This is a genomic window from Arthrobacter sp. NamB2 (assembly GCF_005281365.1).
In the GTDB taxonomy this organism is placed as follows: domain Bacteria; phylum Actinomycetota; class Actinomycetes; order Actinomycetales; family Micrococcaceae; genus Arthrobacter_D.
The window spans coordinates 345263-357667 of sequence record NZ_SZWI01000002.1 but is presented as its reverse complement, the minus strand read 5'-3'; the positions used below and the strand labels follow the sequence as shown (position 1 = coordinate 357667).

General features: G+C 67.5%; 15 protein-coding genes. 5 read left to right on the top strand and 10 right to left on the bottom strand.

Annotated elements, in window-relative coordinates; translation table 11 throughout:
* Positions 1 to 35 precede the first annotated feature (35 nt).
* Both FDK12_RS05365 and FDK12_RS05360 read right to left on the bottom strand, forming a co-directional pair.
* Positions 36 to 413, bottom strand: coding sequence for a hypothetical protein (locus FDK12_RS05365; RefSeq protein WP_317616714.1), 378 nt, complete (start codon positions 411 to 413; stop codon positions 36 to 38).
* Between the two features lie 46 nt (positions 414 to 459).
* Entirely contained in the window at positions 460 to 1071 is a 612-nt protein-coding gene (locus FDK12_RS05360; RefSeq protein WP_137368580.1) for a hypothetical protein, read from the bottom strand.
* 245 nt (positions 1072 to 1316) lie between these two features.
* Here FDK12_RS05360 and FDK12_RS05355 point away from each other — a divergent pair, with 245 nt between their 5' ends.
* Positions 1317 to 1766: a hypothetical protein gene (locus FDK12_RS05355; RefSeq protein ID WP_137368579.1), complete on the top strand. Its 450-nt coding sequence runs from the start codon at positions 1317 to 1319 to the stop codon at positions 1764 to 1766.
* 24 nt (positions 1767 to 1790) lie between these two features.
* Here the strand turns inward: FDK12_RS05355 and FDK12_RS05350 are convergent, their stop codons facing one another.
* Complete coding sequence (locus FDK12_RS05350) at positions 1791 to 3143, bottom strand: MATE family efflux transporter (protein WP_223263105.1); 1353 nt, start codon at positions 3141 to 3143, stop codon at positions 1791 to 1793.
* 75 nt (positions 3144 to 3218) lie between these two features.
* On the opposite strand from FDK12_RS05350, the gene FDK12_RS15195 reads away from it, so the two are divergent.
* Positions 3219 to 3566, top strand: coding sequence for a hypothetical protein (locus FDK12_RS15195; RefSeq protein ID WP_223263104.1), 348 nt, complete (start codon positions 3219 to 3221; stop codon positions 3564 to 3566).
* Positions 3567 to 3691: 125 nt separating this feature from the next.
* Positions 3692 to 4885 (top strand): S1C family serine protease, encoded by a 1194-nt coding sequence (locus tag FDK12_RS05345; protein WP_223263103.1) that lies wholly within the window; start codon positions 3692 to 3694, stop codon positions 4883 to 4885.
* Between the two features lie 78 nt (positions 4886 to 4963).
* Here FDK12_RS05345 and FDK12_RS05340 read toward each other — a convergent pair whose 3' ends face one another.
* Together FDK12_RS05340 and FDK12_RS05335 are read right to left on the bottom strand one after the other, a co-directional pair.
* Complete coding sequence (locus FDK12_RS05340) at positions 4964 to 5764, bottom strand: GAF domain-containing protein (protein WP_137368577.1); 801 nt, start codon at positions 5762 to 5764, stop codon at positions 4964 to 4966.
* 28 nt (positions 5765 to 5792) lie between these two features.
* Positions 5793 to 6530, bottom strand: a complete 738-nt coding sequence (locus FDK12_RS05335) for a GAF and ANTAR domain-containing protein (protein ID WP_137368576.1) — start codon at positions 6528 to 6530, stop codon at positions 5793 to 5795.
* Positions 6531 to 6716: 186 nt separating this feature from the next.
* Here FDK12_RS05335 and FDK12_RS05330 point away from each other — a divergent pair, with 186 nt between their 5' ends.
* Positions 6717 to 7097 carry a VOC family protein gene (locus FDK12_RS05330; protein ID WP_137368575.1) on the top strand — a complete coding sequence of 127 codons (381 nt, stop codon included), beginning with the start codon at positions 6717 to 6719 and terminating at the stop codon, positions 7095 to 7097.
* 201 nt (positions 7098 to 7298) lie between these two features.
* Here the strand turns inward: FDK12_RS05330 and FDK12_RS05325 are convergent, their stop codons facing one another.
* Positions 7299 to 8069, bottom strand: a complete 771-nt coding sequence (locus FDK12_RS05325; RefSeq protein WP_137368574.1) for a metallophosphoesterase family protein — start codon at positions 8067 to 8069, stop codon at positions 7299 to 7301.
* A 159-nt stretch (positions 8070 to 8228) separates the two neighbouring features.
* Between FDK12_RS05325 and FDK12_RS05320 the strand changes: the two genes are divergently transcribed.
* Positions 8229 to 8822: a hypothetical protein gene (locus FDK12_RS05320; RefSeq protein WP_137368573.1), complete on the top strand. Its 594-nt coding sequence runs from the start codon at positions 8229 to 8231 to the stop codon at positions 8820 to 8822.
* Here the strand turns inward: FDK12_RS05320 and FDK12_RS05315 are convergent.
* The 4 genes from FDK12_RS05315 to FDK12_RS05300 form a co-directional block, all read right to left on the bottom strand.
* Positions 8743 to 9159: a hypothetical protein gene (locus FDK12_RS05315; RefSeq protein WP_137368572.1), complete on the bottom strand. Its 417-nt coding sequence runs from the start codon at positions 9157 to 9159 to the stop codon at positions 8743 to 8745. The genes FDK12_RS05320 and FDK12_RS05315 overlap by 80 nt on opposite strands.
* 168 nt (positions 9160 to 9327) lie before the next feature.
* Entirely contained in the window at positions 9328 to 10215 is an 888-nt protein-coding gene (locus tag FDK12_RS05310) for a protein phosphatase 2C domain-containing protein (RefSeq protein WP_137368571.1), read from the bottom strand.
* Entirely contained in the window at positions 10212 to 10988 is a 777-nt protein-coding gene (nagB, locus tag FDK12_RS05305) for a glucosamine-6-phosphate deaminase (protein ID WP_137368570.1), read from the bottom strand. The genes FDK12_RS05310 and nagB overlap by 4 nt, the downstream gene beginning before the upstream one ends.
* Positions 10989 to 11019: 31 nt before the next feature.
* Entirely contained in the window at positions 11020 to 12285 is a 1266-nt protein-coding gene (locus FDK12_RS05300) for a PTS transporter subunit EIIC (protein WP_137368569.1), read from the bottom strand.
* Positions 12286 to 12405: the final 120 nt, after the last annotated feature.

Genomic DNA, 12405 nt, shown 5'->3' with positions numbered 1-12405 from the left:
GAGGCTAGCAGGGGCGTCAAGAGGTCTTCAGCGGTCTAGGTGTCCTGTTTCGGCAGGCGCTGTCCGTAGCGGGGCTCGTCGTCGGCCTCCGGATCCCGCTCAGGCTTGGCAGGCCGCTTCTGGACGTCCGGTCTGGCGGACGAGCGATTGATGCCGGAACCCTTGCTGAGATGTTCCGCGTTCGGCGTTTCAGCCATCATGAGCATCGCGCAGATCACGAGGGATGTGATGAAGGCGATCCCCGCGGCAGTCAGTCCGAGATCGACGCGCAGCTCCCTGGCACCGCCTCCGGTGGCGAAGATGGACGTGGCGACTCCCGCCACTACCGCGAGGACGGCGGAGAAGACGAGTGGAGCCTTGATGCCGTGGCGGAATCGTCCCTGTGTGGGTTTCCCCGGTTGGCGCTTGGCCACGGGCACTCCTTCCAGTGATGCGATATTTCTACGGAACGTAGAGCACCTAGTTTACGGGGTCCGGCTCGCCGCGGACGCCGGAAGTGGGCGATGCGCCGAGCGCGGAATCGTGCCGGTAGCTCAGGGCCGCGATACCGAGCACGACGGCGGTGACCAGCGCTCCTCCCCCGGTCACGCCGAGCAGCGCATGCGCGCCGAGCTGCTCCACGAAGGGAAGGATGGCTCCGGTGGCCGTGCCGACCACACCGACGATCACGAGGTCACGCGCCGCCGGATGACCGTGCACGGCGAGGCCGCGCACCAGTTCGGCCAGGCCCGCGACGATCAGTGCTACGGCGCCGGCGAAGGCGAAGCTGCGGTCGTCGATGAACACGAGACTTGCGACACCCGCGCCGAGCAGGAGGCCGCCGCCGATGTCGGTCAGCAATCTCGAACTCGAACCCCAGTGCGCCATTCGGTGCGTCCAGAGATACGCACTGCCGACCAGCAGGAGGTACAGGCCTCCAGCGAGGGACATCACGAGCGTGGACGGCTCACGCCAGAAGATCGTCAGCAGACCGAAGAGGGCACTGACCACGGCGCGGACCAGGAACGGCTTCCACAGCTGTAGCTCGGTGGAGTCGGAACCGGTTCCGGCGGCGGGCGACGCGGCAGCCATCAAGGCCTCCCTGACTGAAAGTGGCCGGGCGGATTCCGGCGTGTCCAGTGTAGACCTCGAGGATCGGGGGCGTGCTGCAACAAGCTCTTGCGGTAGCTCTTCGAGGGCGCTCCCGTCGCGTGCCGCCCACACCGGACTCCTGTTCGCCCCGCACGGGTGGTGGGTAGGATGGTGAGTGACAGCCGTCACGCACCAGGGGAAGCGACGGTGGTGGTAGGTCTCTTCATATCTAGCCGGGACTGAAGATGAAGAAATTGAGTTTCCTCGCCTGCGCGCTCCTCCTCACGGGTTGCACGACCACTCCCTCCGACGGCGCGGTCGAGGGCGCGAACCAGTCCGAGGCTGCCAGCTCGACGTCGGCTCCACCCAGGACTGCCGTCGAGGAAGCTGACGCAGCGACATGTCAGACTCTCATCGGCACCGATGGCGGCCTGATCTCCGACTCCGCCGAGTTCCTCACCAACGTGTCCGAGATGAACGCTGCGACGGCCACGGAAGCAGCACGCCTTGCAGGCACCCTCGAAGGCGTTGCCGACACCTCCTCTGCGCGGTTCCGGAACCTCCTGACGGTGATGCAGGAACCGTTCCACGACCTCGAGGCCGCCTACGAGAACGGCAGGAGGTTCAGCCTGAACCCGGAACGCTTCAAGTCCGCCAGCAAGGAGGTCATTGCTCTCTGCGAGCCCTTGATGTAGAGGCTCATGGTGTTCCTCGTCGAGTCACCCAGCGTGGTCCCGCGTCGCTCCCGTCACCATCCAGCGGTCGTCGCGGACGCGCCACCCCAGGGTCACAGCCCGCGCCACCATGTACCCGATCCCGAACGCGACCCACAGCCAGACGATGCCCTCGCCGCCGGTCAGTTCCGCCCGACCGACCAGGGCCAGCAGCGGCAGGTAGGCGATGAGATTCACGACGCCGGCGATGGCCAGGTACCGAGCGTCACCCGCGCCGATCAGAACGCCGTCGAGCACGAACACGAAGCCGCATACCGGCTGCGACGCGGCGAGCACCCACAGGCCGGCGGCGAACGCCGCCTGCACGTCAGGATCCGTGGTGAAGACCCAGCCGATGAACGGTGCCACGGCGGCCAGCAGGCACCCGGTGAGGACGCCGAAACCCACACCCCAGATGACCATCCGCCGAGTCAGGGCGCGTGCAAGCGGACGATTGCCCGATCCCAATTCCTTGCCGATGAGGGCCTGGGCTGCGATGGCGAGTGCATCGAGCGCGAAGGCGAGGAAGGTGAAGACGGTCATGACCAGCTGGTGCGAGGCAAGACCCAGTGGACCCTGCGCCGTCGCCACGAAAACAGTGGCGAGGATCGCCACGCGGAGCGACAGGGTGCGCAGCATGAGCCAGGACCCCACGCTCGCCGTGCTCCGGATGCCCCGGAACGACGGTGCCAGGGAAACCTGCTCACGCAGGGAAGCACGCACGATCATCACGAGGTACACGGCCGCCATGCCCCACTGCGCGAGACTCGTTCCGAGTGCAGACCCCGCCACCGACATGCCGGCTCCGTAGACGAGCAGGTAGTTGAGGACGATGTTGGCGCCGAACCCGGCGCCCGCGACGATCAGCGGGGTCCGGGTGTCCTGCAGGCCACGCAATACTCCGGTGGCCGCGAGCACCATCAACATCGCGGTCAGACCGGGCATGGACCAGCGCAGGTAATCGACGGCGAAAGCATGCACCTGACCCTCTGCGCCCATGATGGAGGCCAGACGGGGCGCCGTAGCCCAGCCGACCACGGACAGGAGGACGCCGAGCACGACGGCGAGCCCGATGCCGTCCCGGCCGGCCGCGAGGGCATCGGGCAGCCGCCCAGCACCGAGCAGGCGGGCAACCGCCGGAGTGGTCGAATAGGCGAGGAAGACCATCAGCCCGACGGCGGTCTGCAGGACGGTGGAGGCGAGGCCGACGCCCGCGAGCTCATCGACCCCGAGGTGCCCGACGATCGCCGAATCGGCCAGGAGGAACAGTGGCTCGGCGACAAGGGCTCCCAGGGCGGGGACGGCGAGTCGCAGGATGCTGCGGCTGAGCTGACGGTTGGTGGGCAGTGTCTCGTGCACCCGTCCAGCGTAGGCGCGTCGGCGGCGGGGCCTAAGCTGGAAAGGATCCGACAAGCGCAAGGCCCCAGGGGAGACATGAAACTCGGCGTCAGGCAGTACCTTGCAGGACTGGTCCTGCTGTTCATCAGCACCCTCTTCGTCCCCCAGGCCGTGTCCGACTTCGCCAGGGCGGAATCCACGGGTACCCCGGCGTCCGCCGAGGCGCCGCTGCTCCTGGCGATCGGTCTGCTCATCATCCTGGCCGCGGCAGCGTGTATCGCCTGGGGCTACTGGCTCACGCACCGACGGGGAGCGCCCCGGAAGCGCAATCCCGAGGACGACCCGGACGAGCCCCTGATGCGGCCCGGGTACGGGCCCGGTCCTTCCGATCAGGACTCGTGGCGGAAGCACCCGCTGCGCCGTCCGGAGCGCGACACGGAGTGACCTCCTGAGACTCCACGGCGTCCGCGGTGGCGTCATGGTTACGCCGCTCGCCGCGCGTGTCCACCCCTGATCGGTCCGCTGCTCCTCCTTGTCCTGCCGTCTCCGTGCTTCGTACGGTCAGTACAGTGACTGCACGCACCCCTGGTCCTACGGTCACGATGCTTCCCGATGACCAACCAGCCCAGGAGGACCCGATCATGATGCCGAAAGCCCGGATCGCGACACCTGCCGCACTCATCGGTGTCCTCCTCCTCGCCGTCACGGGGTGCACGGACACCGGCACGAGCGATGCGGGATCGAGCGCACCCGCCCAGGTGCAGGGCGGCGACGGGAGCACGGCGTCGTCGGAGCCGTCGTCGGAGCCGTCGGATCGGTCCTCGCAGGGGGTATCAGGGGAGTCCGGCTCTCAGTCGGGCGACATGAGCATTCCGGACATCGTCGAAGCGGTGCAGCCCTCCGTGGTCACCATCTTCACCGAGGGCGGCCTCGGCAGCGGGGTGATCTACACCGAGGACGGGTTGATCCTCACGAACGAACACGTGGTGCGCGGGAACGACGACGTCGAAGTCGCCTTCGCCGACGGACAACGGGTGTCGGGGACGGTGGAGGCGGTGGACGCGGTGTCCGATCTCGCACTCGTGCAGGCGGACCGCACCGATCTTCCCGCGGCGACCTTCCAGTCCGGTCTTCCGCGTATCGGCGAGCTCGCCGTCGTCATCGGGTCACCGCTCGGTTTCGAGAACACCGCGACGTCGGGCATCATCTCCGGCCTGCACCGGGAGATTCCCGGCTCGGCGTCGACGAGCCAGTCGCTCGTCGACCTGATCCAGACCGACGCGGCGATCAGCCCGGGTAATTCGGGCGGCGCCGTCGTGAACGGCCAGGGCGAGATCATCGGCATCAGCGAGGCGTACATTCCGCCCTCGCAGGGCGCAGTCGCACTCGGTTTCGCCATCCCGGCTCCCACGGCGACCGAGATTGCCGAGGAGCTGCGGGAGGACGGCACGGCGGAACACGCCTTCATGGGTGTAGGCCCCGGTGCCATCACGCCGCAGATCGCCGAGCAGCTGAACCTCCGTGACACCACCGGCGTCGTGGTGCTGTCCGTCTCCGAGGGCGGACCCGCCGATGCCGCCGGGATCCGGCCTGGCGACATCATCACGAGGATCGGGGACGAGGAACTGTCAGCGCCGGAAGACCTGCTCGCCGCGTTGCGCCAGCGGGAGCCTGGCGAGACGGTCTCCGTCGAGACCAGGAGGGGCTCCGACACGAAAAGCGTGGACGTCCGGCTCACTGACCGCCCCGCCGCGCGCGGCTGATCGGTCGGCCGCACGCAGGAGGTCCGTTCGAAGCTCGTAGCCCACAGTGACGGCGCGTCGACCGCCGTAGGCCGCCGTCTAGGGAAGCAGGCTCCACGCCTTCCAACCCGGATACACCTCGTGCTGCATCTCCTGTGCCAACGACTCGAGATCCCTGAGGTCGGTATCGCCGAACGTCCGGGGCGAGGTGGACATAACGCAGAGCGTGCCCACGGTCCATCCGCCGGGCCCGCGCAGCGGATAGCCGGCGTAGAACCGGATGTACGGCTCCCCGGCGACGAAGGGATTGGATCGGAAGCGATCGTCCTGGCTCGCGTCGGTCAACACCAGCGGACCAGCCGACCGGATGGTCGCATTGCAGAAGGCCTTGGCGCGCTCGAGTCCCTGGTGCGCCTCGCCGACGACCGACTTGATGAACTGGCGGTCGTCGCCGATGAAGGCGAGCGTGGCGACCTCGCAGTCATAGCGCTCAGCAGCACGTCGGGTGATGCGATCGAACCGGTGCTCCGGAGGTGTACCCACCAATGCCAGCTGCTCGAGCGACCACAGCCGCTCGCGTTCGGCCGTCGTCGCGTCCAGGAGGACCGCACCCGCCGCGCCCAGTTGCCGAACGATCTCGGACGGAGGCTGGTCGCAGGACGGATCCGCCGTTGCAGGGTCGCTGATCGCTTCGAGATCGTCCGCGGCTGACCGCACACCTTCCGCGAGGAGTTCGCCCTCGAGCACTGGCAGCTCCGCCTGTCCGCGAAGATAGGCGTCGATCTCCAGCTCCGACAGCGAACCGCCGATCGCAAAATACTCGATCCATACCTCAGCGAGGGACAGATCAGCTTGCCGCATCGTTCCGGCGATACGGTCCCGCAGGCCTAACTCGTCCATGGCTCCTCCTGATTCCCTGGAGCGGGTCCTACTCGAAGTGCGTCTTCGCAGGTCCTTGGCCCAGTGACTGCACCACGGAGGCCGCAACGTCACGGAGCTTGATGTTCCGCGCGCTCGACGCGGTCTTCAGGATCGACATCGCCTCGTCCTGCGAACACCGGTTCTGGCCCATGATCACGCCGACGGCGAGGTCGATGGTGGTCCTGCTCTCCATCGCGGCCCTCATGTCCTCGCTCGATTCGGTCAGTTTCGCGATCCTCACCGCGAGCCGGAGTGACGCCGACACTTCCTCGGCGAAATGCTGCGCGGCCTCGATGGCGTCCTCTTTGAACGCGTCCACGAGAGGCGAGTAGAAGTTCAGCGCGGCCGTTGCTTCTCCCTCCAGCGGTATGGGAACTCCGAGGGCTGATTTGATGCCGTGGTCCGCGATCGCACGGCTGTACTCCGGGAAGCGCTCCTCGGCATCGAAGTCACAGACGTAGTGCACAGTCCCCAGGCGGGCCGCCCGCAGGCAGGGGCCGTCGTTGTACTCGTATTGGACCTCGTCCATCTTCTGGGCATCCGGACTGTTACTCGCGACCGTGGTCTTTGTGCGCGCCCTCAGGAGCGTCACACCGCACAGGACCTCGTCGTGTTCGGCGGACAGGGTGTGACCGGCGATCGTCACCAGTTTCGTCAGGAACTCCTCGACGTCCTGGCTGTCGAGGACGACGTCCTGGAGCAAGCCCGGAACCGCCGGGCTCTTGTCGTTTTCATGATCAACCAACGGATAAGCCTTTGCATCAACCCGATGCCGATGACGCGTAATGCGGGCAAGGGGAAGGTGAGTGCCGCCTGCTGCTAAACGACCTAGATGATATTACCCAATCGGACGGAGGTCGGGGCCCTTGTGGTGGACGTCCGGTGCGTCTTGGATGGACACATCCGTGCCGTCACCCCGAGAGGAAAGCACATGGCCACAGAACGTCCCGCTCTTTCGTTGTCATCCACCGTGCTCGGTGCGCCCGATGCCCAGGAGCTGGCTGCGTTCTACCAGCGGCTCCTCGGGTGGAACACGAGGACGGACGAGCCCGGGTGGGTCGTCCTCGGGCCCCCCGACGGCGGGGCGGGCCTGTCCTTCCAGACGGAGGACCGGTACACGCGGCCGACCTGGCCCGAAGAACCCGACCACCAGCAGATGATGATGCACCTCGACCTCGCGGTCGACGATCTCCGGGCAGCGGTCGACTTCGCCCTGTCCCTGGGTGCCGACCTCGCGGGCTACCAACCTCAGGACGACGTGCGCGTCTGTCTCGATCCGGCGGGCCACCCCTTCTGCCTGTTCCTGCAGTAGGCGGACCCTGCCGCCGCGACCCGCGAAGTCAACCCGGGGTCGGCGCACGCTGTTCACCCCGCGCACCGGGTAGCGCGACGCACACTGGAAGGACGCAACGTCCGTCCCGGACCCGTCGGGGACCGACGTTGAATACATCGACGTGCTCGCACGGACATGGGTCGTCGGCCAGGGGTCAAGCAGCCGGCTCCCGACCGACTGCTACGACGAAACGCCATCGAGGAGGCCGAGGGCGGCGTGCTGCCCGCGGTAGACCGCCGTTCGTAACTCGATGGCGTAGGGCTGCAGGGCAGGCATGCCCAGCGATTGGGCGACGGCGATCTCCGCCTCGATGTCGTACGCCACCCGCACGAACTGGATTCCGAACGGATCCCTCCGTTCGCCGTCGGGCTCCCCCTCGAGAACCACGTAGGACGCCTGCGGTTCGTCCAGGGGGTTGCCCACGCTTCCCACGTTGATCAGCGTCCGGCTGCGATAGGTCGACACGAACGCGTCGTGGATGTCTCCGTAGCAGACGACGTCCGGCGGCGGGCCGTTGCCCGTCAGGGCCGTCGCCGCGAACATGCCTTCGAAGGCGCGGTCATCGTGGCGGGCATGCACGCGGTGGTAGACGCTCTTCGCCGACGCGTGAAACATCCGGACGCGCCGCCCGCTGAGGATGATGTCGTGGGACAGCGGAAGCGACTGCAGCCAGGAACGGTCCTCCGGAGTCAGCTCGTTGTGCCACCACCAGCCGGCGTCGTCCCGCCACTCCGGCGTCTCGCTGGGCAGGAAGTCGTCCCAGTTGCCCCGCACCGTGACCGCGCAGTGCAGGCGGCTCAATCGCACGCATTCCGAACCGCGGGGGCCTTTTCCGGCCACGTCGCCCAGGTTGTACACCGTGGTGACACCCCTGCGACGCAGATCCTCGAGGACGGCCAGGAACGCCGTGGCATTTCCGTGGAGGTCGGAGATCACCGCAACGCGTTCCATTCCGTCAGGCTATCGCAGGCTCTGGTTCCTGATCTCCCCGTCATCACATCGGCTGAAGGAGCATCACTCCTGCGGGCGATGTGCGCAGGCCGGCCGCTGGATACGCTCGGTGGAGCAGGCCGGGCATCAGGCCGGCCTGAACACGAGGGACAGGACAGCATGGATCTGGCACAGGGCGTCGAGATCTTCACGGTGACGCAGAAGATCACCATGATGGTGAACCGTTACGAGATACGGACCGCGGGCGATGACGGCAGGCCCGGCGTTCTTCTGGCCTTCGCCCAGCAGAAGCGCACCGCCTTCAGGGAACACGTGACGTTCTACAGCGACGAGTCGAGGGCGATGCCCCTGTTCTCCTTCACGGCACGGCAACGGCTCGACATCGGAGCGACGTACGACGTCCTGGACGCTGCCGGCCAGCCGATCGGAAGCTTCCGCAAGGATTTCGGCGCCTCGCTGCTGCGATCGACGTGGCATCTCGATGCTCCAGGCGTCCGGGCGACGGGCAGCGAGCGGAGCATGGGCGTGGCCCTCGGCCGTCGGCTCTGGGAGATGCTCCCGGTTCTCGAAGCCATCCCCTCGCCGTTCCGCTTCCACTTCGATTTCGTCGACCAGGCGGGAGAGGTCGTGCTGACGTCGGAGCGTGGGCAGTCGCTGCGGGACAGGTACCTCGTCACCGTTCCCGGCGCACGGATCGATGGGCGGGTAGCAGCGGCGATGGCCGTGGCACTCGACGCCCTGCAGTCCCGGTAGGTCCATCCGTTCCGCCGGGTGCCTGCAGGACGCGGCCACGCCCGCTAGCCGTGCACGCACGCACCGCGATGGGGCTGTGCGGCTCGTCGGAGCACATGGCGCTATAGGGAGCGCGGCAGCAGGGTACGTCTCCGTTCCTGGCGCCGTCGTCGAGCAGTTCGTTCACCGCCTGCGCCACGAAGTCGGATTCGTCGTCAGGCAGGGTCAGCATGCCGTGGAGGTAAGCGTCGAGTTCGAGGTGCCCGATCACCCCTCCCATGTTCAGGAAGTGGTCGTGGACGATCGTCAGGGAGAGGTTCGCGTGCGTCATCGCGGTGTGGGTGTGCAAGCCTTGCATCTGGAGTTTCCTTCGGGCGGCCCGGACGTGGGCGGGAAGCCGCTCGGTAGCCACCACCCGGTGGGCAGCGCAACAAGGTACCTCCAGCGGCCGGCTTCCTGACTGTCTGGAGGATCACCGGCTTCGCCGTGCACCCTCGTTCCGACCATTCTGGCACTGACGCGCAGCTCAGGGGAGACTTGTCGCCTCATCGACGGCATCTGTGTTTCCCAGGAGACGAGCGATGACCACCGAGCTATCATCCATCGGCTTGAGTCGGGGGAATGCCGTGCATCTGGGGTCGTCGGACAGCCGGGCCACCAGGGCGCCCATCAGTGGCACCGGACCGCTCCGACGGAGTTCCTGGAGCAATGCGCCGGCCGTCCCGACGAGCCGGGCGACGTCGAGGGCTGCTGCATAGCCGTCCGTCATCAGCGCGACGTCGCGGACCTGTGCCGCCGGGAGAGTACGCGTCAGCGCGTGCCCGACGCCGGCAGCGCTCAGGTCAGCGATCCAGTAGCCCTCGGGCCGGTTCCGCAGTTTCCGGTTGCCGATGAGGAGGTCCTGGACCAACGCGCGTGCCTGGTCGATCGCCAGGTCGGTGCCTCGGCGGAGCTCCTGCAGGCGGCTGAGGACGGCGGCGTCGAGCTCTCCCACCGCACCGTCCCGTATCGACGCCACTGATCCGTCGGCCATGCCGACGAGCGCGAGGCAATCCCCGAGCGAATAGACCTCGAGTTCCGATCCGGTGATGCGGGCGATCAGCACGGATGCGGACGGGCCGAGGCCCCCGTCGTCGTCGTCCCCGTACTCGATGCGCAGCTCGTCGAGGCACTGTCCCAGCGCGTCCGCAATCGAGATATCACCGTCGAGCCGTTCCGTCAGGAGAGTGGCCAGTGAGTGCGCGAGCCACTGCGCGTCGCTCGGCCATCCCGTCCGCCGTCCGGCGGCCAGGCCGGTGGCGCCGTCGATCATGATGAGCGACGACGCCGACACCGCCACCGCGTCCTCGTTGACGAGGGCGCCGGGTACGGAGAGGGACTGCGGCTGGAACCAGCGGTACGTGGGAGCTGTCACTGCAGCCCGTCGTTCAGGGTCTGGGCATCGCGGTAGTACTCCAGCATCGTCAGCTGGGAGGCAGCTCCGGGGTCCAGGACGATGGTGGCCCGGGGGTGCAGCTGCAGCACGGAGCCCGGACAGAACGCGCTCACGGGTCCTTCCACCATCGCCTGCACGGCGGCTGCCTTCGCACTGCCGAGTGCCACGAGTACGACCTGCCGGGACTCGCCGATGGTGCCGAGGCCCTGCGTGAGGCACAGCTTCGGCACCTCCTCGTCGTCGCCCTCGAAGAACCGCGCATTGGCGGTACGCGTGGCCACGGCGAGCGTCTTCACGCGCGTCCGGGAGCGCAGCGACGACGTCGGCTCATTGAAGCCGATGTGTCCGTTGGCCCCGATGCCGAGGAGCTGTACGTCGACACCCCCCGCTCCGACGATCGCGCGGTCGTAGCGCGCGGCCTCGGCCACGAGGTCCTCGGCGTCGCCCCTCGGCGTGTGCAGGTTCGAGAGGTCGAGGTCGACGTGGTCCACGAATTCACGGCGGATCGTCGAGTGGTAGGACTGCGGGTGATCGGCCGGCAGTCCTGCGTACTCGTCGAGCGTGAAGGCCGTGACGTCGCCGAACCGGAGCCCCTCCTCCCGGTGCCGACGGATGAGTTCCGCGTAGGTCGACGCCGGTGAGCCGCCGGTCGCGAGGCCGAGGACGGCGGGGTCCTGCCGCACCCGGGCCTCGATGATGTCGGCGGCCCGCCGCCCTACCTGCTCCGCCGATTCACAGAGGATGATCTGCACGCGTGGTCCTTCCTGGTTCCGACGGTCACCGTCAGCCGGCGTCGGGGGTGGCGAGGGACGGTGCGCCCTCGTCCTCCCGGCCCAGCGTCTTCAGGTTCCAGCGCCGGATGACGAAGCGGAACAGCACGTAGTAGACGGCTGCGTATCCCAGTCCGATCGGGATGAGCCACAGCGGCTTCTCCGCGATGCCGAAGTTCAGCAGGTAGTCGATGGCCCCTGCGGAGAATCCAAACCCGTGGTGGATATCGAGGGCGTTGACGAGCATCATCGAGGTGCCGGTGAGGACGGCGTGGATGACGTACAGCGGCCAGGCGACGAACATGAACGAGAATTCGAGGGGCTCGGTGACTCCCGTCAGGAAGGCGGTGAGACCGGTGGAGAGCATGATGCCGCCGACGATCTTGCGCTGCCCGGGGCGGGCCTCCTGCCAGATCGCGAGCGCCGCGGCGGGCAGGGCGAACATCATGATCGGGAAGAAGCCGGTCATGAAGACGCCGGCCGACGGGTCCCCGGCGAAGAACCGGTTGAGGTCGCCGCTGGTGCCCTCATAGTCACCGAGGATGAACCAGACGACGGAGTTGAGGATGTGGTGGAGGCCCAGCGGAATGAGCATCCGGTTCAGGAAACCATACACGCCGCTGCCGACGACGGTGTTCTCGGCGACGGAGTTGCCGACCGCCGTGAGGCCGTTGTTGAAAATCGGATAGACCAGCGCGAGGACGACGCCGATGATGATGGCGGCGAAGGACGTGATGATGGGTACGAAGCGGCGCCCACCGAAGAAACCGAGCCAGTCCGGCAGCTTGATGCGGTGGTAGCGCTGCCACAGCAGCGCGGTCGTGAGGCCCATGATGATGCCGGCGAGCACGCCGTAGTTGATGACGGGTGGATCCTCGCCGTCCGCGGGCGCTCCGAGCACCACGGGTGCCATGGCCTCGAAGACGCCGGTCATGACGAGGTAGCCGACCACGGCGGCGAGTGCCGTCGAGCCGTCCCCCTTCCGGGCGAAGCCGAACGCGATGCCGACGGCGAAGAGCAGCGGGAGGTTGGCGAACAGCGCGTTACCTGCGGCTCCGATGACTGCGGCGACGGTGGTCAGCGATTCGAAGCTGCCGAGGAGATCGTCCTGGCCGAGGCGGAGCAGGAGTGCCGCCGCGGGCAGGGCGGCGATCGGCAGCATGAGGCTCCGACCGAAGCGCTGCAGGTTCTGCAGGGCCTTGCTGTCACTCTTCTTGGTGGCGGCGGGCGCCGGCGATGCGCCGCCACCTCCGGACAGCGGAGTCTGGTCCGTGGTCATCGTGGTCCTCGTTTCGGGGGCTGGTGGAAGGCCGGATGGTGCTGGGGCCGCGTCCGGGGGGGCGTACTTGTGACGGTGCGGCGGAGTCAGTAGAGTCTGCTGCAGCTGGTTATAACCAGT